Genomic DNA, 23,074 nt, shown 5'->3' with positions numbered 1-23,074 from the left:
CGCCAGGGGTAGGGGTTTAGCTGCTCCTCAACCCATAGGGTGAGAGAGCCCCCCTGCGTCTCTGATGAGGCTGCGCTGCTCGAGAACGTGATGAGAAAGAAGATGGATGAAGAATTACGCAGAAAAATCAGCGAACTCGATCGGTCCCCTCTCCTTTTGGGAGAGGGTTAGGGTGAGGGGAACATGCCCCTCTGGATCACTTGATGTTCATGGCGTCGCGCATGGTGAAGAACAGGTCGGTCTGATCGGTCAGCCCCACAATATTGGCGGCATGCGGGCCATAAGCGGCAACGCGCAACTGAGTGCCGGTATGGCCCTGAGAGCCTTCTTCCGAGTTGCCATAGCTGATGGTCATCACCGCGCCGTCTTTGGTGGTTAATGATTGGGTCAGCCCCGGTGCCTTGGCCTTGGCGGCAATAATCTGGCTGGAATGAGCGTGGTCGGCGGTGACGATCACCAGGGTATTACCATCGGCGCGGGCGAACTCCAACGCTTTTTGTACTGCCTCATCCAGATCGACCGTTTCGCCAAACTGGCCGCATGGGTTGGCATCATGATCCTGTTTGTCGATGGATGCCCCTTCCACCTGCAGGAAGAAACCGTTCGGATTGTTCTTCAGCAGCTCGATGGCTTTCTCGGTCATCGCCGCCAGCGTTGGCACATTGGTGCCGCGCTCTGGGTTATTCTCACAGGTCACCGCAGGTTGATCGAGATTACCGTGGTAGGACGCTTTTGGCCCCTTCCAACGTACTGGCATATTGCCTGGCGCAAACAGGCCTAACAGCGGCTTTTGCTGATTGGCGAGGTTAATCGCGTTCAGACCTTCGGCATCCTCCACCCATTGGTAGCCTAACGCGGCGGCCTGGGCTTTCAGCGTTTTCCCCTGCCATTCACCGCTTTTCGCCAACTGAGCGAAGGATTTTGCCCCACCGCCTAGCGTGACGTCTGCACGGGTTTTAATCAACTGCTCGGAGATTGATCCGTGCCCGCCGTTTTCAAGCGCGTTGCTGGCACATTGCTCACTGGTCTCCTCTGGGCCGTAGCACTTGCGCGAGGTTACGTGCGAAACCAGTGCCGCAGGTGTGGCATCTTGCAGTTCCGCCGTTGATACGTTGCCTGTGGCTTTACCTGCAGCCTTGGCCAGTTCCAAAATCGTCGGTTGATCTTTGCCATTCACATCCACGCCCAACGCGCCGTTGTAGGTCTTGACGCCGGTAGCCCAGGCGGTGGCCGAGGCGGCAGAGTCGGTGACATAGTCCGGTTTATGGCTTTTCTTATCCAGCGAGTAGTGGGTGTATTGGCCGGTCAGCGGCAGGGCATCGATCCCCTTGAAATAACCGCCTGCGCCTTCGGCATAGTTGCGTGCACCGGTGATTTCCGAATCGCCCATGCCGTCGCCGATCAGCAGGATCACGTTTTTGGCGGTTTTATTCGACAGCGAAGCTTGCAGGGCGGCGGTTTGATCGCTTGCCAATCGGCGTGCACCGCCGGGTTCGGTAATATCGCCACGAGCCGCGCGGTTGTTGAGCTGATTGTTGTCAGCCAGGGCGGTGGAGCATAACAGAGCGGATAATACGGCGCTGGCGATCAGGGAAACGGACTGCTGCATGGGTAGGGCTCCTTGTCGTAATACAAAAATACGGTTGGCATTATTTTGTTACACGGGAGAGTAGAGCAGGAAAGTGACATTTTTATGACGAAAGACGAGTGAGAAGGGATAGCCTTTCCTGGCTATCCCAATAGGTTATCAGGCTTGGCGGACAGGAATATTGATGCCGCGCTGTACGGCTGGCCTTGCCAATCCGCGTTCCAGCCATTGGCCAACAAGGTGGAAGTTGTCGAACTCCACCACGTCGCGCGCTTCATAAAAACCGATCAGGTTGCGTACCCAGCCGAGCAGGGAGATATCGGCAATGGTGTATTCCGAACCCATGATCCAATCGCGCCCTTGCAGCCGTTCTTCCAGCACACCCAACAGCCGTTTGGACTCCTTCTGGTAGCGTTCAAATGGCCGTTTGTCTTCATATTCACGCCCGGCGAATTTGTGGAAGAAACCTAGCTGACCGAACATTGGCCCAACGGACGCCATCTGGAAAAACACCCACTGGATGGTTTCATAACGCTGGGCGGGGTCCTTGGGTAACAACTGACCGCATTTCTCTGCCAGATACAGCAGGATTGCCCCGGACTCGAACAACGCTAACGGTTTGCCGTCTGGGCCGGCAGGATCGAGGATCGCCGGGATTTTACCGTTAGGGTTGAGCGACAGGAACTCCGGCGTCCAGGTTTCATTTTTGCCGATATCGATCAGGTGTGCCTCATAAGGTAGGCCGATCTCTTCGAGCATGATGGAGACTTTCACTCCATTAGGGGTCGGTAGCGAGTAGAGTTGTAACCGTTCTGGATGCTTGGCGGGCCAACGTTTGGCGATCGGGAATTGGTTAATATCGGACATGATAACTCCTCGGATATGACGGGATCGTCAACAGGTAAACCCATTGAGTATGGCAGCTAAGCTAGCGCGTCAGGCATTTAAAGCGCCAGGCCAAAATGTGCGCTCAGCGCTTTTCTACCGGCGGCGGTCAGTTGCAGCTCACGGCTGTCTAGCTGGCGCTGAACCCATCCGCGCTTTTCAAATGCGGCCAATATGGCAGCGCCCAGTGCGCCACCGAGGTGAGCCTTACGTTCGCTCCAGTCCAGACAATCGCAGGCAAAGCGCCGCCGGGTCGGGGCTGGGGAGCAATCGATACCCAACTGTGTCAAGGCAGCCTGCCCAGCCTCACTGAGCTGATAGTCGTTATCCCCGATTAGCCAGGCCCGTGCCAGCAACTGATGATGTAATTGGACCGCGATCTCACCCGCCATGTGGTCATAGCAGGTTCGTGCATAACGTAATGAGGCCGGAGTGCTACTTTTGACCGTCGGGCGTTCTACACCGGCCAACGCCATCAGGCTTTCCAGCATGTCGGCCACCGGTTTGCCCGCCAGACGGTAAAAGCGATTGCGGCCCTGTTTGACACAGCCGATCAGATTCTGTTCCTGCAAACGTGCCAGATGACTGCTGGCGGTGGAGGCCGCGACGTCCACCGCCGCACTCAGCTCCGTTGCGGTATAGGCGCGCCCATCCATCAGCAGGCACAGCATGCGCGCTCGGGTGCGATCGGCGATAGCGGCCGTCAATGCGGCCAGGCGGTCTTCAAGCGTATTGTCATTCATACTTCGAGAATAACCGAAGTATTGCTGCTCGTCTAACCCGACAATGGCTACTCTCTATTACCATCTGAAGGAAATTGCCATGACGGCCTGCCCCTTTTCAGTTGCATCGCAGCAAGCGGTGCGTGAAGCCTTAACCCATCCTCACCTCGGCGTTCGCCCCAAGGATGAGCCGGTGCCCGCAGCTTTAATTGGGACGCCCGCTCAATCGATTTTCGCCTCTCTGGTACGTATGAATGATGGTGCCGGGCAGCGTGAATTAAAGGGGGCGATCGAGGCGGCTCTGGCCGCGTTCACAGACGATGAGATCCGCCAGACTACGGTTTGCGTGGCTCAACGGTTAGCGGCCGGTTTGACAACGGCAGAGCAACTCACCCGGTTTAACTACGCTTTGCCGATTTGCGTGCTGGCAGACTTATTGGGCGTGGCCCATCAGGATCGATCTGCCTTGGTGGACGAGGTGTTGGACTTTGTGCGCTGTATTGCTCCTGGCGGTAGCGCAGAGCAGATGGCTGCGGGGGCCATTGCCGCCGGAAAATTGCAAACTCGTATGCAGCAGGCTGATGGGCCGCTGTTCTATCAATTGTGCCAATACATTGGCGATCGTGCTCTGGCGATAGCCAATGCCATCGGGCTACTGTTCCAAGCCTGTGAGGGGACCGCCGGATTAATCGGCCAGACGCTGTTACTGACAAGTCAGCGCCATCAACCGGCAGAGGCGTTGATCCAGGCGGTGTTGCAGCAAACTCCGCCGATCCATACTACCCGCAGGTTTGCGCGACAGGCTACGTTGCTTGATGGTCAAACGCTGGCGGTGGGGCAGAGCGTATTGGTGCAGTTGAAAACGCCGCAGGAGAGTTTTGCCTTTGGTCATGGTGCTCATCGTTGCCCTGGAGAACGTTGGGCATGGTTGATCGCCTTGGTGGGGATCGGCCATTTATCCAAACTCAACCTTAAGCCCGAACTGTTAAGCCAGTTTCGCTGGCGTGTTTCGCAAAATGCGCGTGTACCTGAATTTTATACTGCCGAGGAGAACGATGATGATCGCGGTGATTTTTGAACTACGGGCTGCCGCTGGGCAGCGGGAAACCTATCTAGAGTTGGCGGCGGAGCTGAAACCGTTGCTGGCGGAAATTGACGGCTTTATCTCTATCGAACGTTTTCAGAGCCTGAGCGAGCCGGACAAGTTGTTATCGCTGTCGTTCTGGCGTGATGAGGCGGCGGTACAGCAGTGGCGCAACCTGGAGCAACACCGTCAGGCCCAGGCGCGTGGCAGGCATGAGGTGTTGGAATATTACCGGCTGCGGGTGGCAGAGGTGGTGCGGGATTATGGCTTGGAACCGCGTGAGCAGGCTCCGGCGGATAGCCGCCATTTTCATGGTTGAATGATCCAGCGCCGAGGTTCCGGCGCTGGATTGTATTAACTTAATAATTTGATAACTTAAAATGGCTTGGTTGGCAGGTACTTACCATCCAGCGTGATCACCGCGCGTTCACCGCCATCGGGATCCTGGACCTTTTTGATATCCAGCTTGAAGTTGATCGCGCTGATCACCCCGTCACCAAATTGTTCATGTACCAGCGCCCGCAGGGTTGAGCCGTAGATCTGTACCATCTCGTAGAAACGATAAATGGTCGGGTCGGTCGGCACACCGCCGGGGATACTGCCGCGTACTGGGATGGCTTGCAGCAGGCGCACCGCATCTTCATCCAAACCCAATTTTGCTGCAACCACGCGGGCGGCCTGTTCCGGCAACGGATGCTGGCCAAGCAGTGCGGCGGTGACGAACGCCAGGCTCAAGCCGGTGCCTTGGTTAATCGCCTCAAAGGTCAGGCCCTGGCGGATTTTGGCATCCATGATGATGTCGGTCAGGTTCTGGCGTGCGCAAGTGTTTTGTAGAGATTGTGTCATGTGAAATCCTCTTGATGATTAATAGGTTAGAAACGTTGCATGGCTGGGCTGGCGGTGACGCTCGGGTTGCTCGCCAGCGGTACGAAACGGCGGGTATTGCCATCTAATGCGTCAATACAGCCGGTAGCGATATCGTAGATCCAGCCATGCAGCCGCAGATTGCCTCGATCGAGCGCCAGCGCGACCGAAGGGTGAGTTTTCAGGTTGGTCAGTTGGGCAATGACGTTTTCACGCACCATCGAGTTAATGCGATCGTGCTCGCTGGCGTGTTCATTGGCCTGATTGACCGCCTTGGCGGCATCGGCATAGCGCAGCCAGTTGGCCACGGTGGGCATGTGATCCAGGCATTTGCAGGTGGCGATGGCGGTCATGGCGCCGCAATCGGAATGGCCGCAAATCACGATATCCTCTACGCCAAGCGCAGCAACGGCATATTCCACCGAGGCTGAAACACCACCGGGATCTGGCCCGAAAGAAGGGACAATATTGCCTGCGTTGCGGATGACGAACAGGTCGCCTGGTTCGCGTTGGGTGATCAGTTCCGGCACCAATCGGCTGTCGGAACATGAGATAAATAGGGTGCGCGGGTTCTGGCTGGTAGCCAGACGTTTGAACAGCTCTGTACGCTCAACAAAAGCCTCGCGCTGGAACTTCAGAAAACCGTCAATAACCTCTTGCATGGTGACTCCATCAATGTGTGGCTTGCTTTCAATGGAGGCAAGAATGGACTTTTCTAGCTATAGGTTCCAAGACTCATTTATAATCACCACGATAGGGATGACTAATAGTTGAGGCGTTATGTTACTGCGGCACATACGTTACTTTCTGGCGGTGGCCGAGCAGGGGAACTTTACCCGGGCGGCGGAGGTGCTGCATGTTTCTCAGCCCACCTTGTCACAGCAGATCAAACAGTTGGAAGAGACGTTACAGGTAGAACTGTTTGACCGTTCCGGGCGGAGGGTGCAACTCACCGATGCGGGTCAGGCATGGATGCGCTATGCCCGGTTGGCATTACAGGATCTGGATGCTGGCAAGCGGGCCATTCAGGATGTCGCGACGTTGGAACGCGGCAACCTGCGCTTGGCCATGACGCCGACCTTTACCTCCTACCTGATTGGCCCGTTGGTCGACGGCTTTTACCGGCGCTACCCAGGTATTACGCTGAATATCCGTGAAATGACGCAGGATAAGATGGAGGCGTTATTGTGCGATGACCAATTGGATCTCGGGATTGCCTTCGAGCCGGTTCACTCTGCGGATATAGCCGCGACCAGGCTGTTCACGGAGCGGCTGCAACTGATGGTGGGGAAGGGGCATCAGCTTACCAAGCACCGCGCTGCCTTGAACGTAGCGGAGGTGCAACAGGTGCCATTGGTGCTACTCAACGGTGATTTCGCCACGCGTCACTACGTGGACGAATATTGCCAGCAGCACGCGATCCATCCCCAGGTTGCCATGGAGGCGAATGCGATTAGCGCCATCGTCGAGATTGTGCGCCACGGCCAGCTCGCGACCATTCTGCCGCAGGCCATTGCACGGAGTAATCCGCTGCTGCTGCCTATCAAGCTGTCGGTTCCCATGCCCGAACGCCATGCCGTGGTGTTGCAACGCAAAGAGGGTTACCGCAGTGCAGCTTCACGGGCGTTGATTGCGATGTTGCAAGATCAGGTCAAGGAAATGGGCTAAAAAAGTGACGGGTTTGGTTATCCGTTAATTCGTTCTGATGGGGATATTTAGCTGGCGAATATCTCCACACCCCGAGCGCCGAGCAAATCTTCACCAAAACTTCCCACGATCTCTGTGTTGCGTTATGGCATAATGCGCGCCAAATCACATTCCCAATCAAATTAAGAGCGAGCGCTGTGTTAAGCACTAACAACATCACTATGCAGTTCGGCAGTAAGCCGTTGTTTGAAAACATCTCTGTCAAATTTGGCGGCGGTAACCGCTATGGTCTGATCGGAGCCAACGGCTGCGGTAAATCGACGTTCATGAAAATCCTCGGTGGCGATCTGGCGCCGAGCGGCGGTAACGTGTTCCTGGATCCGAATGAGCGCCTGGGTAAACTGCGCCAGGATCAGTTCGCTTTTGAACAGTTCAGCGTGCTGGACACCGTGATCATGGGCCACACCGAACTGTGGGCGGTGAAGGAAGAGCGCGACCGCATCTACGCCATGGCGGAGATGAGCGAAGAAGACGGTTATAAAGTGGCCGATCTGGAAGTGGCCTATGGCGAGATGGACGGCTACACCGCAGAAGCACGTGCCGGTGAGTTGCTGCTCGGCGTGGGGATCCCGGTAGAACAGCATTATGGCCCGATGAGCGAGATCGCTCCCGGCTTCAAACTGCGTGTCCTGTTGGCTCAGGCCCTGTTCTCCGATCCGGAAATCCTGCTGCTCGACGAACCAACGAACAACCTGGACATCGATACCATTCGCTGGCTGGAGCAGGTGCTGAACGAACGTAACAGCACCATGATCATCATTTCGCACGACCGTCACTTCCTGAACATGGTTTGTACTCACATGGCGGATCTGGACTACGGCGAACTGCGTGTCTACCCAGGTAACTACGACGAATACATGACGGCGGCTACCCAGGCTCGTGAGCGCCTGATGTCTGACAACGCCAAGAAGAAAGCGCAGATTAACGAATTGCAGTCCTTCGTTAGCCGCTTCAGTGCCAACGCATCCAAATCCAAGCAGGCTACCTCCCGTGCCCGCCAGATCGACAAGATCCAGTTGGAAGAGGTGAAAGCCTCTAGCCGTCAGAACCCGTTCATTCGTTTTGAACAGGACAAGAAACTGTTCCGTAACGCGCTGGAAGTGGAAGCGCTGGCCAAAGGCTTCGACAACGGCCCGCTGTTCAGCAAACTCAACCTGATGGTTGAAGTGGGCGAGAAAGTGGCGATCCTGGGTGCCAACGGTATCGGTAAATCTACCCTGCTGAAAACGCTGGTGGGTGACCTGCAACCGGATAACGGCACCGTGAAATGGTCTGAAAACGCCAAGATCGGTTACTACGCACAGGATCACGAATACGAGTTCGATGAAACCCTGAGCGTGTTCGACTGGATGAGCCAGTGGAAGCAGGAAAAGGACGATGAGCAGGCGGTACGCAGCATTCTTGGCCGCCTGTTGTTCAGCCAGGACGATATCAAGAAGCGCGTAAAAGTGCTGTCCGGTGGTGAGAAGGGCCGTATGCTGTTCGGCAAGATCATGATGCAGCGCCCGAACATCCTGATCATGGATGAACCAACCAACCACATGGATATGGAATCCATCGAGTCACTGAACATGGCGTTGGAAATGTACGAAGGGACTTTGATCTTCGTTTCCCACGACCGTGAGTTCGTTAGCTCGCTGGCCACACGCGTTCTGGAAATGACCCCGAGCAAGGTGATCGACTTTACCGGCAACTACGAAGACTACCTGCGTAGCCAGGGTATCAACTGATCCCTTCGAGTCGGCCCTCACCCCAACCCTCTCCCACAGGGAGAGGGAGCAGTCCAGAGTGCTTGGTTAGCCCGTACTGCTGCGGAACGTGATGAGTAAAGAAAGATAGGTATTACGCAGAAGAATTAACGAACTCAATCCGTTCCGTCTCCCATAAGGAGAGGGAGCAGTCCAGAGTGCTTGGTTAGCCCGCACTGCTTCGGAACGTGATGAGTAAGAGAACGATAGGTATTACGCAGAAGAATTAACGAACTCAATCCGTTCCGTCTCCTATAAGGAGAGTGAGCAGTCCAGAGCGATTGGTTAGCCCGTACTGCTTCGGAACGTGATGAGTAGAGAAAGATAGGTATTACGCAGAAGAATTAACGAACTCGATCTGTCCCCTCTCCCTGTGGGAGAGGGCTAGGGTGAGGGGCAGCATCTTTACCACACACCTCACACCGCGGATCCTTCGGCAGCTTCATCTCGCGAAACTGCATGCTCATCGCATCAAACATCAACAACTTCCCTACCAAAGGCTGGCCATAGTTTACCAACAGCTTGATGGCTTCCATCGCCTGTAACGTACCGATAGTGCCGACTAAAGGGGCCATCACGCCAGCCTCAACACAGGTCAGCGCATTTTCCCCAAACAGCCTGCTCAGGCAGCGATAACAGGGCTGTTCCGGTTGATAGGTAAAGACGCTGAGCTGGCCCTCCATGCGGATAGCGGCCCCTGATACCAGCGGTTTACGCTGTGCATGGCACAGGCGGTTGAGCATATCGCGGGTCGCCACGTTATCGGTACAGTCCAGTACCACGTCGCAAGCGGCAATCTGCGCCGCCATTTGCTCGTCATCCAGCTGTGTGTCTAGGGTATCAATACGGATATGAGGATTAATGGCGCTAAGCTCAATGCGCGCAGATTCGACCTTCGCCATGCCAATGCGATCATCCCGGTGCAGGATCTGGCGCTGTAGATTGGAGAGGGAAACCGTGTCGAAATCAACCAGCGTCAGATGGCCGACGCCAGCGGCAGCCAAATAAGGCGCAGCCGCACAGCCCAGCCCGCCAAGCCCAACGATCAGCACGTGCGCCGCCTGCAGCTTTTCCTGACCGTCGAAGTCGAAACCCCGCAGTACGATCTGGCGGTTGTAGCGCAGCGCTTGTGCATCGGTTAATTCCGGCAGCATGTTCAGTTCCTCAGCAACGCATTGAAAGGTTCGATCTCTACTGTCTCACCAGCGGCCACCGAGCCACGTTCGCGCTCCAGCACGATAAAGCAGTTACCCTGGCTGAATGAGCTGAACACGTGGGAACCCTGATGGCCGGTGGTGCTCACTTCCAGCTCGCCTTGGGCATTGCTGGTGAAGATACCGCGCTGGAAATCGAGGCGACCCGGCGACTTTTTCAGTGGCGTCAGAGCGCGAGCTTTCAGGCGGGGTGGCAGTTGCCATTCGGTATGACCGGCCAGCTTGGCCAGCAGCGGTTGCACCAGTTGATAGAAAGTCAAAGCAGCAGAGACCGGGTTGCCAGGCAGGCCACAGAACCAGGCGTGCTGGAGCTTGCCGAAAGCAAAAGGTTTGCCCGGCTTGATGGCCAGCTTCCAGAAGCTGACTTTGCCCAGTTCATCCAGCATCTGCTTGGTGTAATCGGCTTCACCGACGGAAACGCCGCCGCTGCTGATCACCACGTCGGCCTCGCTATCCGCCTGGATAAAGGCCGCGCGTAATGCTTCCTGATTATCACGAATAATCCCTAGATCGATCACCGTGCAGCCGAGCTGTTCCAGCATCAGGCGTACGGCAAAGCGGTTGGTGTCGTAGATCTGCCCGGCTTGCAGTGGCTGGCCGACCGGCTGCAATTCGTCACCGGTAGAGAATACCGCCACCTTCAATTTACGCATCACCTGGACATCGGCCACGCCCAATGAGGCCAGTAATGGCAGCTGTGCTGCCCCCAGGGTGATCCCAGCGGGTAGCACGCTCGCCCCGCGCAGGATATCTTCCCCCGCCAAACGGATATTTTGCCCTGCGTTTACCGGGGCGTTGAAACGTACTCCAGCCTCGGTCACTTCAGCCTGCTCTTGCATGATCACCGCATCCGCACCGGCTGGAATGGGTGCTCCGGTCATGATGCGTACGCAGGTGTTAGCAGGCCAAGTATCCGTAAACGGAGCACCGGCAAAGGCTTTACCCGCTACCGGTAAAGGAGAGTTGCCGTTCAGGTCACTTAGACGTACTGCGTAGCCGTCCATTGCCGAGTTGGCGAAGGGCGGGACATCGATAGGGGAGACCACCGGGGCGGCGGTAATGCGCCCGGCTGCGCTGGTCAAGGCGATAGATTCGCTCTGTTGCAGTGGCGCGATCTGGGAGAGCATTTTCTCCAGTGCCTGCTCAAGAGAAATGAGGTCAGAAGTATGACAGTGATCCATAAACAAAACTCCGTAATCGGCGTGCGCGAATTTTTCGGCAAAGTAGGGCTATTATGGCAGATAACGCCGTGGTGGAGAAACCAGGTTAACGTATTGAAATCAATAACAGGAGACAGTTATGCACCAGCACGTACTGGATTTTTGGTTCGAAGAGATCGACCCAGTCATGTGGTTTAAAAAGGACGATGAGTTTGATCGTGTACTGCGCACCCGCTTTGGCCAACTGTGGCAGGCGGCGTCCCAAGGAGAACTGGCACATTGGCGTGCAACCATCAAAGGAAGACTGGCGGAAATCATCGTGCTCGATCAGTTCAGCCGTAATCTGTTCCGTAACACGCCACGCTCCTTTGCTTGTGACGGAATGGCGCTGGTGCTGGCTCAGGAAGCGATCGCCACTGGGCTATGTGAAAACCTGACGGTCGAGCAGCGCGGCTTCCTTTATTTACCTTTTATGCATTCCGAATCCGCGTTGATCCACCAGCAGGCGTTGGAGCTGTTTCGCCAATTAAATAATGGTGACCAGTTGGAGTTTGAAATACGTCATAAAGCCATAATCGATCGTTTTGGACGTTATCCCCATCGTAACGAGATATTAGGCCGGGAATCTACGCTTGAGGAGCAGGAATTTCTGCAACAACCGGGATCGGGTTTCTAAATATTTTTCATTGGCGTGTAAGCGGGGAATAGCGGAGAAGGGCATGGCCACCGCTTATTAAACCTGAGCCAAATCGGGCTATTTCCTGACGCCGACAATAGGCCGGTTAAATCCGTCAGTGGTAAATGAAAAGCTAGATAACCCACTGTTTTTATAACATTTGGCTCTTTCAATGCACAAAATAGTCTAAGCAGGCTACGCTTAATGCTTGGCGACGAGTTTGTGCTTTACATCGATTGCCGGGCTAAATATAGTCGAAAAAGACTAAATAATAATTTTCTCTCCATTTTCATGCGGTACCTGCTTGAATTACCGCGGATAGACACAGGTGTCAGGTCAATGAGCAAACCAGTGATTGCCATTCATGGTGGTGCGGGCGCAATTACCCGTGCGGCATTGAGTGCAGAGAAAGAACAAGATTATATCCAGGCGCTTTCCGACATCGTGGCTGCCGGGCAGGCTATTTTGGCTGCAGGCGGCAGCGCACTGGACGCGGTCACGGAGGCAGTCAGGCTGCTGGAAGAGTGCCCGTTGTTCAACGCAGGCAAAGGCGCGGTATTTACCCACCAAGGCACTCATGAGCTGGATGCCTGCGTGATGGATGGCCGTACCTGTGATGCCGGGGCGGTCGCCGGGGTCAGCCGGATACGTAACCCGGTACTTGCCGCGCGTACGGTGCTGGAAAACAGCACTCATGTGCTGTTTGGCGGGGAAGGGGCAGAAAGATTTGCCGCCAATCACGGCCTGGAAATGGTCGATCCCGATTTCTTCTTTACCCAGGAACGTTTTGACCAACTGCACCGTGCTCAGGCAGAGCAGGGCCGGGTGTTACTCGATCACGACGGTGCGGCGGCGCTCAGCGGTGACCCTCTGGATCCCGATCGCAAATTTGGCACTGTGGGGGCGGTAGCGCTGGATGCTCTGGGCAACCTGGCAGCGGCCACCTCAACCGGCGGCATGACCAATAAGGCGGCAGGGCGCATTGGCGATACGCCGATTATTGGCGCCGGTTGCTATGCCAACAACGCCACGGTGGCGGTCTCCAGCACCGGTACCGGCGAAATCTTTATGCGCACTGTCGCGGCCTACGACGTGTCTGCACTGATTGAATATGCCGGTCTAACCCTGCAACAGGCCTGCGATAAAGTGGTGATGGAAAAGCTGTTGGCACTGGGCGGTAGCGGCGGGCTGATTGCCATCGATCGTTTTGGCAACGTCGCACTGCCGTTTAACAGTGAAGGAATGTATCGCGGTTTCGGCTATGTCGGCGATGCCCCTTCCGTAGGTATCTACCGCTGAATGCTTGCCGGGAGGGCAAATGACCGATACGGCCATCCAGCCACAGGCAGAACGTGGGCTGATTTTACCGCCCGAGCGCGTCTTGGCGGTGAGCGATCTGTGCGTACAATTCCGCCAAGAAGGCGACGTCATTGAGGCGGTGCGCCATCTGGATTTCGACGTCGATCGTGGCGAAACTCTGGCAATCGTTGGAGAATCTGGTTCCGGCAAGTCGGTCACCTCACTGGCGTTGATGCGTCTGGTCGAGCAGGGCGGCGGTGAGTTGACCAGCGGCGCGATGCATTTTCGCCGGCGTAACGGTCAGGTGCTCGATCTGGCCAAGGCTAAACAGAGCACCTTGCGAACTTTACGCGGCGCTGATATGGCGATGATTTTTCAAGAACCGATGACCTCGCTCAACCCGGTGTTTCCGGTGGGGGAGCAGATCGCCGAATCTCTGCGTCTGCATCAGGGTATGGATCACCGCAGTGCCAAACGTGAAGCACTGCGTATGCTCGATCTGGTGCGTATTCCCGAGGCCAAAAACGTCCTTGGCCGCTATCCGCATCAACTGTCTGGCGGGATGCGCCAGCGGGTGATGATTGCCATGGCGCTGTCGTGCAAACCGGCACTGCTGATTGCCGATGAACCTACCACCGCGCTGGACGTCACCATTCAGGCGCAAATCCTGCAGCTGATCCGCGTGTTGCAGCAGGAAATGCACATGGGTGTGATCTTCATTACGCACGATATGGGCGTGGTGGCGGAGATTGCCGATCGGGTACTGGTGATGCACCAAGGCGAAAAGGTGGAACAAGGGGAGGTGCGCTCGTTGTTTGCCGCTCCGCAGCAGCCTTACACTCAAGCTTTGTTGGCCGCCGTACCGCAGCTGGGCGCGATGGCAGATAAAGACTTCCCGGCAAAATTTCCGTTAGCTGGCGTTGACGATAATGACCAGCCGCAAGACACCATACCCGCGGGAGCTACGCCGATCTTGCAGGTAGAAAATCTGGTCACGCGCTTCGATCTGCGCAGCGGCATTCTCAACCGCGTCACGCGCCGTGTGCATGCGGTGGAAAATATCAGCTTTGACCTCTATCCCGGCGAAACGCTGGGGTTGGTCGGCGAATCTGGCTGTGGCAAATCCACCACTGGCCGTTCACTGTTGAAGCTGGTCGATAGCCAACGCGGCACCATTACCTTCAACGGCCAACAGATCAATCGCTTGAAAGGCTCTGCCTTACAGCATTTACGCCGTGATATTCAGTTTATCTTTCAAGACCCTTACGCTTCCCTGGACCCACGGCTCACCGTTGGTTTCTCCATCATGGAGCCTTTGCTGGTGCACAACGTTGCTCGCGGGGCGGAGGCCGAAAAACGGGTGGCCTGGTTATTGGAGCGGGTGGGGCTGAAGCCGGAACATGCGCGGCGTTATCCGCATGAGTTCTCCGGTGGTCAACGCCAACGTATTTGCATTGCCCGCGCGTTGGCACTCAACCCGAAAGTGGTGATTGCCGATGAGGCGGTCTCCGCGTTGGACGTGTCGATTCAGGCGCAAATTGTCAATCTGCTGCTCGATTTACAGCGTGAATTGGGCATCGCATTTCTGTTTATTTCCCACGATATGGCGGTAGTGGAACGAGTCTGCCATCGCGTCGCGGTGATGTATCTGGGCCAGATTGTGGAGATCGGCCCACGCCGGGCGGTGTTTGAAAACCCGCAGCACGCCTATACCCGTAAGCTGATGGCCGCCGTGCCGGTGGCCGATCCCACCCATGCGCATAAACGCCAGCCGTTGCTGGTGGATGAAATACCCAGCCCGATCCGTGGGCTGGATGATGAACCCGTTACCGCACCTTTAGTGCAGGTAGGGCCAGGGCACTTTGTGGCCCGCCACCCTATTGCCGGTGCCTTTTAGCCTTGCCTCAGGAGAGTTAAGCACTATGACTAAGCACACATTCAAGCGTAATGTTTTGGCCGCCGTACTGCTGGCCGCCGCTGCTGGCCCGGCTTGGGCTGCCAAGGATGCGGTGATTGCCGTAGCGTCCAACTTCACCACGCTCGACCCGTACGATGCCAACGACACCTTGTCGCAGGCGGTCGCCAAATCCTTCTATCAGGGGCTGTTTGGCTTTGATAAGGATATGAAGCTGGTGAACGTATTGGCAGACAGCTACGACGTCAGCAAAGACGGCTTGACCTACACCATCAAGCTCCAGCCGGGGGTAAAATTCCACGACGGCAGCGCGTTCGATGCCGAAGCGGTCAAGGTTAACCTGGATCGCGCTAGTAACCCGGATAATCGCCTGAAACGCTACAACCTGTTCAAGATGATCGATAAAACCGAAGTGGTCGATCCCACCACGGTCAAGATCGTGCTGAAAGCGCCATTCTCGGCGTTTATCAATAACCTGGCGCACCCGGCTGCGGCGATGATTTCCCCGGCGGCCCTTAAGCAGTATGGCAAGGAGATCGGTTTCCATCCGGTGGGGACCGGCCCTTACCAGTTTGAAACCTGGAACCAGACCGACTATGTGAAAGTGAAGAAATTCGACGGTTACTGGAAAGCGGGCTTACCGAAGCTGGACAGCATCACCTGGCGGCCGGTAGTGGATAACAACACCCGTGCGGCGATGCTGCAAACCGGTGAAGCGACCTTTGCGTTCCCAATCCCTTATGAGCAAGCCAAGGTGCTGGAGAAGAACAGCAAGCTGGATCTGGTGGCCGCGCCGTCGATCCTGCAACGCTACATCAGCATGAACGTGACGCAGAAACCGTTCGATAACCCGAAGGTGCGCCAGGCACTGAACTATGCGATCAACAAGGACGCGCTGATTAAGGTGGCGTTCTCTGGGTTTGCCGTTCCGGCAGAAGGCCCGGTGCCTCCGGCCATTGATTTTGCTACCCGCTACAACGCTTGGCCATACGATCCAGCCAAGGCGCGTGAATTGCTGAAAGAAGCGGGCTATCCGAACGGGTTTACTACCACGCTGTGGTCTTCCCATAACCACAGCACCGCGCAGAAAGTGTTGCAGTTTGCTCAGCAGCAGCTGGCGCAGGTTGGGGTCAAAGTGACCGTTACCGCGATGGATGCTGGCCAACGTGCGGCGCAGGTGGAGAGCGTGGGCGTGAAGGACACTGGCGTGCGTATGTTCTATACCGGCTGGTCTGCCTCGACCGGCGAAGCTGACTGGGCGCTGACGCCGTTGTTTGCCACCCAATCCGCACCGCCTAAGCAGTTCAACACCGCGTTCTACAGCAATCCACAGGTTGACAAGGATCTGGCTGATGCGTTAGCCACCACCGATCGTGCCCAGAAGCAGGCTTTGTACCAAGATGCACAAGATCGCATTTGGGCCGATGCGCCTTGGATTTTCCTGGTGACGGAGCGCCTGCTGTCTGCCAACAACAAACAGCTGAGCGGTTTCTACGTGATGCCGGACACCTCGTTTAACTTTGATAACGCAGATTTGAAATAAGCCCTCACCCCAACCCTCTCCCACAGGGAGAGGGAGAAGTTGGGTGTTGTGAACAGTTACAGGCGTTAATTTATGGCACTGTTCCGGTGGTGAGGTTAGCAACGGAACTTAATCAGTAGCACATTCAGTCCCCTCTGCCTGTGGGAGAGGGCAGATGGGTGTTGTGAACAGTTACAGGCGTTAATTTATGGCACTGTTCCGGTGGTGAGGTTAACAACGGAACTTAATCGGTAGCACATTCAGTCCCCTCTCCCTGTGGGAGAGGGTTAGGGTGAGGGGAATGCTTAATTATTTTCTAAAACGCCTGCTGGGCCTGATCCCGACGCTGCTGATCGTGGCCGTGCTGGTGTTCTTGTTTGTCCATATGCTGCCGGGCGATCCGGCGCGGTTGGCCGCGGGGCCGGAGGCAGACGAAGCCGTCGTCCAGTTGGTGCGTCAGGATCTGGGGCTGGACAAGCCGTTGCCACAGCAGTTTGTGCATTTCTTTGTCAATATTTTGCAGGGTGATTTCGGCACGTCGATGGTGTCCAAACGCCCGGTCAGTGCAGAGATCGCCTCGCGCTTTATGCCAACCTTCTGGCTGACCATCGCCAGCATGGTGTGGGCGGTGATTTTTGGCATGGCGATCGGCATGATTTCCGCCGTGTGGCGCAACCGCTGGCCGGATCGGGTGGGGATGACGCTGGCCGTGTCGGGTATCTCTTTCCCGGCCTTTGCGTTGGGGATGCTGCTGATGCAGGTGTTCTCAGTCAATCTCGGCTGGCTGCCGACGGTGGGAGCGGATACCTGGCAGCATTACATCCTGCCTTCAATCACGCTGGGTGCTGCGGTAGCGGCGGTGATGGCCCGCTTCACCCGCGCCTCGTTCGTTGAGGTGATGCAGGAAGATTACATGCGCACCGCTCGCGCCAAGGGCGTGCCGGAGTCTCTGGTGATCGTCAAACACGGGCTACGCAACGCCATGATCCCGGTGATCACCATGATGGGCCTACAGTTTGGTTTCCTGTTGGGTGGCTCAATCGTGGTCGAGAAAGTGTTTAACTGGCCGGGGTTGGGGCGCTTGCTGGTGGATTCGGTAGAAATGCGCGATTACCCGGTGATCCAGGCCGAAGTGCTGCTGTTCTCGCTGGAATTTATTCTGATTAATCTGTTGGTGGATATGCTGTATGCGGCCATCAACCCTTCGATTCGTTACCAATAGGCAGGCCGTATGATGAAGTATTGGCGGCGTAACGCCGCGCTCAAGGCAATGCCGGTGATTAATCCCAACGCGGTGCGTACGCCTTGGCATGAGTTCTGGCGGCGCTTTCGTCGCCAGCAGGTCGCAATGGTGGCCGGCGTGTTTGTGTTGCTGCTGGTGGCCGCAGCGCTGCTGGCACCGCATCTGGTGCCTTATGATGCGGAAAACTTCTTTGATTACGATCGGCTCAATAAAGGGCCTTCGCTGGTGCACTGGCTCGGGGTGGATTCGTTGGGCCGGGATATTTTCAGCCGTATTCTGATGGGCGCGCGGATCTCTTTGGCTGCCGGGGTGTTCTCGGTGTTGGTTGGCAGCGTGATTGGCACGGTGCTCGGGCTCTTGGCGGGCTATTACGAAGGCTGGTGGGATCGCATCGTAATGCGCATCAGCGACGTGCTGTTTGCCTTCCCTGGTATTCTGCTGGCGATTGGCGTGGTGGCGATCATGGGCAGCGGCATGGCGAACGTGATTGTCGCCGTGGCCATCTTCAGCATTCCGGCGTTTGCGCGCCTGGTGCGTGGTAATACTCTGGTGCTGAAGCATCTGACCTACATTGAATCGGCGCGCAGCATCGGCGCTTCGGACTGGACCATCATCCTGCGGCATATTTTGCCGGGCACCATCTCGTCGATCGTGGTCTATTTCACCATGCGTATCGGTACTTCAATCATTACCGCTGCCAGCCTGTCGTTCTTGGGATTGGGGGCGCAGCCGCCAACGCCCGAATGGGGCGCGATGCTCAATGAAGCGCGGGCGGATATGGTGATAGCCCCGCATGTGGCGATCTTCCCCAGCCTGGCAATCTTCTTCACCGTATTGGCGTTTAACCTGCTAGGCGATGGGTTACGTGATGCATTGGATCCGAAACTGAAAGGATGACCCCTCACCCCAACCCTCTCCCACAGGAAGAGGGAACTGCCCGGAGCCTTTGATGGGATCGTGCTGCTTCGGTAAGTGTGTGGTAAGTAAAACGAAAGTCAGGGTATTACACAGAAAAAACAGCGAGTCCGATCGGTCCCCTCTCCCTGTGGGAGAGGGCTAGGGTGAGGGGCAAATCACTCAGCGGAACAGATGTTCGGCATGAAAACGCAGATGATCTTCAATAAAGGTAGCGATGGTGAAGTAGCTGTGGTCGTAACCCGGTTGAATGCGCAGGGTTAACGGCCAGTCACGCTGGCGTGCCAACTCCGCCAGCTTGGCCGGTTGCAGCTGATCCGCCAGAAACTGATCCCCATCTCCTTGGTCAATCAACATCGGCAACTGCTCCGCCCCGCTGGCCAGCAAATGGCAACTGTCATAGTGCAGCCACTGCGTTTCATCATCCCCCAGATAGGCCGCAAAGGCTTTACGGCCCCAAGGCACCTGGCAAGGGTTGACGATCGGTGCAAAGGCCGACGCCGAACGAAAACGCTGCGGGTTACGCATTGCCATCATTAACGCACCATGGCCGCCCATCGAGTGGCCCGCAATGGATTGCCGATCGCTGACGCTGAAATGCTGCTTGATCAGCGCTGGCAGCTCATCGCTGATGTAGTCATACATGCGAAAGTGTTGATCCCAAGGTGCCTGAGTGGCATTGAGGTAGAACCCCGCCCCCTGGCCCAGATCGTAACCTTCGTCATTCGGCACCTCATCGCCGCGCGGGCTGGTATCCGCCATCACCAGCACCAACCCTAATTCTGCGGCAATGCGCTGGGCACCGGCCTTCAACGTGAAGTTTTCATCATTGCAGGTCAGCCCCGACAGCCAATACAGCACCGGCGGCGGGTTATCGTCGCGCGGTGGTGGCAGATAGATACTGAACGTCATGTTGCAATTCAGGCTCTGCGCCGCGTGACGGTAACGTTGTTGCCAACCACCGAACATGCGGTGCTCTTCGAGAAGTTCTAATGACATCGTCATCCTCTGCCTCCTGGCTTATTTATCGAAATGGATCACAGAACGGATCGATTTGCCTTCATGCATCAGATCGAACGCTTCGTTGATCTGCTCCAGCCCCATGGTATGAGTGATAAAGTCGTTCAGCGCGAACTCGCCGTCCAGATAACGCTGCACGATCCCCGGCAGTTGGCTGCGGCCTTTCACGCCACCAAAGGCGGAACCGCGCCAGACGCGGCCAGTCACCAGTTGGAACGGACGGGTCGCGATCTCTTCACCGGCACCGGCAACGCCGATAATGACCGATTCACCCCAACCCTTGTGGCAGCACTCCAGTGCAGAACGCATCACGTTGACGTTGCCGATACATTCAAAGGAGAAGTCGACGCCGCCGTCGGTCAGCTCGACGATCACGTCCTGGATAGGTTTATCGTAATCTTTTGGATTGATCAGATCGGTCGCGCCCAGCTTGCGAGCCAGCTCAAACTTGCTGGTGTTGAGATCGATACCGATGATGCGGCTGGCACCGGCCATCTGAGCCCCGATAATCGCCGATAGCCCGATACCGCCCAGGCCGAAAATCGCCACGGTATCGCCAGCCTTGACCTTGGCGGTGTTGATCACCGCACCCATGCCGGTGGTGACGCCACAGCCAAGCAGACAAACTTCTTCCAACGGCGCTTCTTTGCTGATTTTTGCCAGTGAGATTTCTGGTACTACGGTGCGTTCAGCAAAGGTGGAGGTGCCCATGTAGTGGAAAATCGGCTTGCCGTCTTTAAAGAAGCGGGTGGTGCCATCTGGCATCAGGCCCTTGCCCTGGGTGGCGCGGATGGCCTGGCACAGGTTGGTTTTGCCGGATTTACAGAATTTGCACTCGCCGCATTCTGGGGTGTACAGCGGGATCACGTGGTCGCCGACGGCCACGCTGGTCACGCCTTCGCCGATCGCTTCTACTATGCCGCCGCCTTCGTGGCCCAGGATCGCCGGGAACACGCCTTCTGGATCTTTGCCTGACAGGGTATAGGCATCGGTATGGCAAACGCCGGTAGCGACGATGCGCACCAGTACTTCACCTTTCTGTGGCGGCATCAGATCGACTTCTTCAATCTTCAGCGGCTGGTTCGGGCCCCAAGCTACGGCAGCACGGGTTTTGATAAATTCCATGATTTTCTCCTCATTAAATTCTAGTGGTGCAGATTTTGGCTACTCTGTCAGGAGGATGGATTCTGCATCCATCTCCGTACTTTCAGCCTGTTCTATAATCAGTTGTTTTAACGCGCGGACGTTTGGCCCAAACGCATCACGCCGCCATAACAGCCAGGTGGCCGTTTCGGCAATGTCGGCAGGGAGTGAATGAACTTTGACCCGCTTGTAGCCGGGCAGCAGGTTGAGCACCGAATACGGGATCATCGCCAACCCGGCACCGCTGGCCACGCAGGCCAGCATGGAGTGATAAGACTGGATCTCCATGATGGTGCCTGGCAATGAACCGTCACGCTTGAACCAAGACTCCAGGCGCAGGCGATAAGAGCAGCTGGCGCGGAAGGCAAACAGGGTTTCCCCTTTGACATCCTGGGCGCTGTGAATGGGCGGATGATCCAGGCAGGTGATCACCACCATCCGCTCGGGGAAAGCGACGCAACCGTTCAGTTCATCATGCTGCAACGGGCCATCTACCAAGGCGGCAGCCAAGGTTCCCGCGCGTACACGCTCGATGATTTCTCCTGAGGTGCCGGTAGCCAGCGAAAGGGAAACCTGTGGGAATCGCTGATGATAAGCTGCCAGCAAGGTAGGTAGCCGGGTGGCGGCGGTGCTTTCCATCGAGCCAAGCGCAAAGTTACCGGCCGGTTCCCCGGCATGGGTGATGCTCATGGCTTCTTCACTCAGCGCCAGAATGCGGTGGGCGTAGCAGAGAAAGTTATGGCCCATCGGCGAGAGGCGCAGGCGCTGCTTCTCACGGATAAACAGATCGGTGCCCAGTTCCTGCTCGAGCTGGCGCAGGCGCGTGGTCAAGTTTGACGGCACGCGGTGCAGTTGCTCGGCGGCACGGGCGACGGAGCCGGTTTCGGCCACGCAGCAGAACATGCGCAGTTGGGTGAGATCCATAGCTTTCTCTTTTCGTGATGAACTTGGTGAGTATTATTCAGTTTTTGTGAGTGTAATACTGCGGCATGCTAGCCGCAACTTTCTTTTAACAGGTTGGATACAGCGATGGCGCTAAAAATAGCCTTGAGTGGTTTTATTGCTTTGATCGTGGCGATGGGGATTGGCCGGTTTGCCTTTACCCCGCAGGTGCCGCTGATGATTGCTGAGCACCAGTTCACCCTGACCGGGGCCGGGCTGGTGGCGGCGGTCAACTACCTGGGCTACCTGTGCGGTGCCTATGATGCGATGCGTGCCAGCCGCCATGTGGAGCGCCGCCTGTGGCTTGGCGTATGGGGAGCGGTAGCGCTGACGCTGCTGTCTGCCTTGGTATCGGGGGAGTGGCTGCACGGTACAGTGCGCTTTGCGATTGGCTGGGCCAGCGGTTGGTCGATGGTGCTGGTGGCGGCCTGGACTAACGAGCGGTTGGCGCATTATGGCCGTCCCGCGCTGAGTGCTGCGGTCTTTGCCGGACCTGGCGCCGGGATATTCATCAGCGGCATGCTGGCGGTGGCGATCAACAGCTGGGGGTTGAGCGCTTCGCAGGCCTGGCTGGTGTATGGTGCATTGGCGTTGGTGTTAATTGCCGCGATCAGCATTAATTTGCCAAGGGCAGGGGAGCTGCATCGTCCCGATGTGAAGCCTGAGCCTCTGGTGCTCACTTCGGCCTTAAAGCGCTTGGTATGGAGCTACAGCCTGGCGGGCTTTGGCTATATCCTGCCTGCGACCTTCCTGTCACAGATGGCGGCGGCCCGTTTCCCTGCCAGCCTGTTTGCCCAGTTTGTCTGGCCGATTTTTGGCGGTGCGGCGGTGTTGGGAATTATCATCGGTATAGCAACCCGTCATCGGCTCACCACGCAGACCCGTTTGGCAATCACGCTGTGGGTACAGGCACTGGGCGTGCTTTGTGCCGAGGTGGTGCCAGGTGTTACCGGTCTGGCATTAGGGGCCATGCTAACCGGTGGTGGGTTCCTCAGCGTGGTACAACTATCTATCCAGCACGGTAGGGAATTGGCTCCGAATCACGCACGTTATATGGCCGGGCTGTTGACCACGGGGTATGCCATCGGCCAGTTGGTTGGCCCGATGCTCTCGGCGGTGTCAACTGCGCTGACACATCGCCTGGAACCCGCGCTGTATGTGGCGGTGCTGGGGCTGCTGATCGCCGGTGTGCTGGTGATCAATACCCCGGCGCGGGCCGCGGCCAGCAAGCCAACGTTATCTTGAGTAAAATACATACAAAAAATGTGGGATAGCCGCAGCCAGCCTGCTACGGGCTGGATGCGGATTTTTCATACCGGGATGAAACACAATCACTGGATAAACGTCTCACTCTCATCTAGAGTGGGGGAAAATATTGATCGGGTTCACGTTATCTATCCGTCGTCTTTCAAGCCGCAGCCAGCTCC

21 protein-coding genes are annotated in these 23,074 nt (G+C 56.5%); 11 read left to right on the top strand and 10 right to left on the bottom strand.

The features are described 5' to 3' along the window. Window positions 1-196: 196 nt before the first annotated feature. The 3 genes from phoA to N6G83_RS22600 all read right to left on the bottom strand — a co-directional run bounded on the left by phoA (window position 197) and on the right by N6G83_RS22600 (window position 3,216). The gene (phoA, locus tag N6G83_RS22610; protein ID WP_211134766.1) at window positions 197-1,609 is read right to left on the bottom strand and encodes an alkaline phosphatase; all 1,413 of its coding nucleotides are present in this window, start codon (window positions 1,607-1,609) and stop codon (window positions 197-199) included. A 138-nt stretch (window positions 1,610-1,747) separates the two neighbouring features. Next, complete coding sequence (locus tag N6G83_RS22605) at window positions 1,748-2,455, bottom strand: glutathione S-transferase N-terminal domain-containing protein (protein ID WP_211134765.1); 708 nt, start codon at window positions 2,453-2,455, stop codon at window positions 1,748-1,750. A gap of 77 nt (window positions 2,456-2,532) precedes the next feature. Further along, window positions 2,533-3,216, bottom strand: coding sequence for an ArsR/SmtB family transcription factor (locus N6G83_RS22600; RefSeq protein WP_074031722.1), 684 nt, complete (start codon window positions 3,214-3,216; stop codon window positions 2,533-2,535). A 79-nt stretch (window positions 3,217-3,295) separates the two neighbouring features. Here N6G83_RS22600 and N6G83_RS22595 point away from each other — a divergent pair, with 79 nt between their 5' ends. Together N6G83_RS22595 and N6G83_RS22590 are read left to right on the top strand one after the other, a co-directional pair. After that, complete coding sequence (locus N6G83_RS22595; RefSeq protein WP_211134764.1) at window positions 3,296-4,273, top strand: cytochrome P450; 978 nt, start codon at window positions 3,296-3,298, stop codon at window positions 4,271-4,273. Beyond that, window positions 4,254-4,598 carry an antibiotic biosynthesis monooxygenase family protein gene (locus tag N6G83_RS22590; protein WP_098928001.1) on the top strand — a complete coding sequence of 115 codons (345 nt, stop codon included), beginning with the start codon at window positions 4,254-4,256 and terminating at the stop codon, window positions 4,596-4,598. The genes N6G83_RS22595 and N6G83_RS22590 overlap by 20 nt, the downstream gene beginning before the upstream one ends. A 56-nt stretch (window positions 4,599-4,654) precedes the next feature. Here the strand turns inward: N6G83_RS22590 and cynS are convergent, their stop codons facing one another. Both cynS and N6G83_RS22580 read right to left on the bottom strand, forming a co-directional pair. Beyond that, on the bottom strand, window positions 4,655-5,125 hold the full coding sequence (gene cynS, locus N6G83_RS22585; protein WP_074031725.1) for a cyanase: 471 nt from the start codon (window positions 5,123-5,125) through the stop codon (window positions 4,655-4,657). A gap of 26 nt (window positions 5,126-5,151) precedes the next feature. Beyond that, a complete protein-coding gene (locus N6G83_RS22580; protein WP_211134763.1) occupies window positions 5,152-5,805 on the bottom strand; it encodes a carbonic anhydrase in 654 nt (217 codons plus the stop codon). 118 nt (window positions 5,806-5,923) lie between these two features. Between N6G83_RS22580 and cynR the strand changes: the two genes are divergently transcribed. Together cynR and N6G83_RS22570 are read left to right on the top strand one after the other, a co-directional pair. Next, window positions 5,924-6,811 (top strand): transcriptional regulator CynR, encoded by an 888-nt coding sequence (gene cynR, locus N6G83_RS22575; RefSeq protein ID WP_024531254.1) that lies wholly within the window; start codon window positions 5,924-5,926, stop codon window positions 6,809-6,811. A gap of 176 nt (window positions 6,812-6,987) precedes the next feature. After that, window positions 6,988-8,580 carry an ABC-F family ATPase gene (locus N6G83_RS22570; RefSeq protein WP_074423417.1) on the top strand — a complete coding sequence of 531 codons (1,593 nt, stop codon included), beginning with the start codon at window positions 6,988-6,990 and terminating at the stop codon, window positions 8,578-8,580. Between the two features lie 362 nt (window positions 8,581-8,942). On the opposite strand, the gene moeB is transcribed toward N6G83_RS22570, so the two are convergent. After that, window positions 8,943-9,752 (bottom strand): molybdopterin-synthase adenylyltransferase MoeB, encoded by an 810-nt coding sequence (gene moeB, locus N6G83_RS22565; protein WP_074032449.1) that lies wholly within the window; start codon window positions 9,750-9,752, stop codon window positions 8,943-8,945. A 2-nt stretch (window positions 9,753-9,754) separates the two neighbouring features. Then, window positions 9,755-10,993 carry a molybdopterin molybdotransferase MoeA gene (moeA, locus tag N6G83_RS22560; RefSeq protein ID WP_211136293.1) on the bottom strand — a complete coding sequence of 413 codons (1,239 nt, stop codon included), beginning with the start codon at window positions 10,991-10,993 and terminating at the stop codon, window positions 9,755-9,757. Between the two features lie 118 nt (window positions 10,994-11,111). Between moeA and N6G83_RS22555 the strand changes: the two genes are divergently transcribed. The 6 genes from N6G83_RS22555 to gsiD all read left to right on the top strand — a co-directional run bounded on the left by N6G83_RS22555 (window position 11,112) and on the right by gsiD (window position 18,524). Next, complete coding sequence (locus N6G83_RS22555; protein ID WP_024531258.1) at window positions 11,112-11,648, top strand: DUF924 family protein; 537 nt, start codon at window positions 11,112-11,114, stop codon at window positions 11,646-11,648. A 339-nt stretch (window positions 11,649-11,987) separates the two neighbouring features. Continuing rightward, window positions 11,988-12,947 carry an isoaspartyl peptidase/L-asparaginase family protein gene (locus N6G83_RS22550; RefSeq protein ID WP_024485985.1) on the top strand — a complete coding sequence of 320 codons (960 nt, stop codon included), beginning with the start codon at window positions 11,988-11,990 and terminating at the stop codon, window positions 12,945-12,947. Window positions 12,948-12,966: 19 nt separating this feature from the next. Next, window positions 12,967-14,844, top strand: coding sequence for a dipeptide ABC transporter ATP-binding protein (locus tag N6G83_RS22545; protein ID WP_098927993.1), 1,878 nt, complete (start codon window positions 12,967-12,969; stop codon window positions 14,842-14,844). A gap of 25 nt (window positions 14,845-14,869) precedes the next feature. Continuing rightward, a complete protein-coding gene (gene gsiB / locus N6G83_RS22540; RefSeq protein WP_024531261.1) occupies window positions 14,870-16,405 on the top strand; it encodes a glutathione ABC transporter substrate-binding protein GsiB in 1,536 nt (511 codons plus the stop codon). A gap of 280 nt (window positions 16,406-16,685) precedes the next feature. Next, the gene (gene gsiC / locus N6G83_RS22535; RefSeq protein WP_024531414.1) at window positions 16,686-17,606 is read left to right on the top strand and encodes a glutathione ABC transporter permease GsiC; all 921 of its coding nucleotides are present in this window, start codon (window positions 16,686-16,688) and stop codon (window positions 17,604-17,606) included. Window positions 17,607-17,618: 12 nt separating this feature from the next. Further along, window positions 17,619-18,524: a glutathione ABC transporter permease GsiD gene (gene gsiD / locus N6G83_RS22530; protein ID WP_211135156.1), complete on the top strand. Its 906-nt coding sequence runs from the start codon at window positions 17,619-17,621 to the stop codon at window positions 18,522-18,524. Window positions 18,525-18,704: 180 nt separating this feature from the next. Here gsiD and fghA read toward each other — a convergent pair whose 3' ends face one another. Genes fghA through ptrR form a run of 3 tightly spaced genes read right to left on the bottom strand, consistent with a single transcriptional unit; the run spans window position 18,705 to window position 21,629 of the window. Beyond that, window positions 18,705-19,547 (bottom strand): S-formylglutathione hydrolase, encoded by an 843-nt coding sequence (fghA, locus tag N6G83_RS22525; RefSeq protein ID WP_065686893.1) that lies wholly within the window; start codon window positions 19,545-19,547, stop codon window positions 18,705-18,707. Window positions 19,548-19,562: 15 nt separating this feature from the next. Continuing rightward, window positions 19,563-20,687 (bottom strand): S-(hydroxymethyl)glutathione dehydrogenase/class III alcohol dehydrogenase, encoded by a 1,125-nt coding sequence (locus N6G83_RS22520; RefSeq protein ID WP_024485753.1) that lies wholly within the window; start codon window positions 20,685-20,687, stop codon window positions 19,563-19,565. A 39-nt stretch (window positions 20,688-20,726) separates the two neighbouring features. After that, complete coding sequence (ptrR, locus tag N6G83_RS22515) at window positions 20,727-21,629, bottom strand: putrescine utilization regulator PtrR (RefSeq protein ID WP_024529303.1); 903 nt, start codon at window positions 21,627-21,629, stop codon at window positions 20,727-20,729. A gap of 105 nt (window positions 21,630-21,734) precedes the next feature. On the opposite strand from ptrR, the gene N6G83_RS22510 reads away from it, so the two are divergent. After that, on the top strand, window positions 21,735-22,892 hold the full coding sequence (locus N6G83_RS22510) for a YbfB/YjiJ family MFS transporter (RefSeq protein ID WP_211135137.1): 1,158 nt from the start codon (window positions 21,735-21,737) through the stop codon (window positions 22,890-22,892). Window positions 22,893-23,074: the final 182 nt, after the last annotated feature.

The sequence above is a fragment of the Serratia sp. PL7 genome, assembly GCF_945957435.1.
This window is presented reverse-complemented; position numbering and strand designations above follow the sequence as displayed.

Bases quoted from the DNA above. Each gene is read 5' to 3' on its own strand.
- phoA (WP_211134766.1), bottom strand. From the start codon at position 1,609: ATGCAGCAGTCCGTTTCCCTGATCGCCAGCGCCGTATTATCCGCTCTG.
- N6G83_RS22605 (WP_211134765.1), bottom strand. From the start codon at position 2,455: ATGTCCGATATTAACCAATTCCCGATCGCCAAACGTTGGCCCGCCAAG.
- N6G83_RS22600 (WP_074031722.1), bottom strand. From the start codon at position 3,216: ATGAATGACAATACGCTTGAAGACCGCCTGGCCGCATTGACGGCCGCT.
- N6G83_RS22595 (WP_211134764.1), top strand. From the start codon at position 3,296: ATGACGGCCTGCCCCTTTTCAGTTGCATCGCAGCAAGCGGTGCGTGAA.
- N6G83_RS22590 (WP_098928001.1), top strand. From the start codon at position 4,254: ATGATCGCGGTGATTTTTGAACTACGGGCTGCCGCTGGGCAGCGGGAA.
- cynS (WP_074031725.1), bottom strand. From the start codon at position 5,125: ATGACACAATCTCTACAAAACACTTGCGCACGCCAGAACCTGACCGAC.
- N6G83_RS22580 (WP_211134763.1), bottom strand. From the start codon at position 5,805: ATGCAAGAGGTTATTGACGGTTTTCTGAAGTTCCAGCGCGAGGCTTTT.
- cynR (WP_024531254.1), top strand. From the start codon at position 5,924: ATGTTACTGCGGCACATACGTTACTTTCTGGCGGTGGCCGAGCAGGGG.
- moeB (WP_074032449.1), bottom strand. From the start codon at position 9,752: ATGCTGCCGGAATTAACCGATGCACAAGCGCTGCGCTACAACCGCCAG.
- moeA (WP_211136293.1), bottom strand. From the start codon at position 10,993: ATGGATCACTGTCATACTTCTGACCTCATTTCTCTTGAGCAGGCACTG.
- N6G83_RS22555 (WP_024531258.1), top strand. From the start codon at position 11,112: ATGCACCAGCACGTACTGGATTTTTGGTTCGAAGAGATCGACCCAGTC.
- N6G83_RS22550 (WP_024485985.1), top strand. From the start codon at position 11,988: ATGAGCAAACCAGTGATTGCCATTCATGGTGGTGCGGGCGCAATTACC.
- N6G83_RS22545 (WP_098927993.1), top strand. From the start codon at position 12,967: ATGACCGATACGGCCATCCAGCCACAGGCAGAACGTGGGCTGATTTTA.
- gsiB (WP_024531261.1), top strand. From the start codon at position 14,870: ATGACTAAGCACACATTCAAGCGTAATGTTTTGGCCGCCGTACTGCTG.
- gsiC (WP_024531414.1), top strand. From the start codon at position 16,686: ATGCTTAATTATTTTCTAAAACGCCTGCTGGGCCTGATCCCGACGCTG.
- gsiD (WP_211135156.1), top strand. From the start codon at position 17,619: ATGAAGTATTGGCGGCGTAACGCCGCGCTCAAGGCAATGCCGGTGATT.
- fghA (WP_065686893.1), bottom strand. From the start codon at position 19,547: ATGACGATGTCATTAGAACTTCTCGAAGAGCACCGCATGTTCGGTGGT.
- N6G83_RS22520 (WP_024485753.1), bottom strand. From the start codon at position 20,687: ATGGAATTTATCAAAACCCGTGCTGCCGTAGCTTGGGGCCCGAACCAG.
- ptrR (WP_024529303.1), bottom strand. From the start codon at position 21,629: ATGGATCTCACCCAACTGCGCATGTTCTGCTGCGTGGCCGAAACCGGC.
- N6G83_RS22510 (WP_211135137.1), top strand. From the start codon at position 21,735: ATGGCGCTAAAAATAGCCTTGAGTGGTTTTATTGCTTTGATCGTGGCG.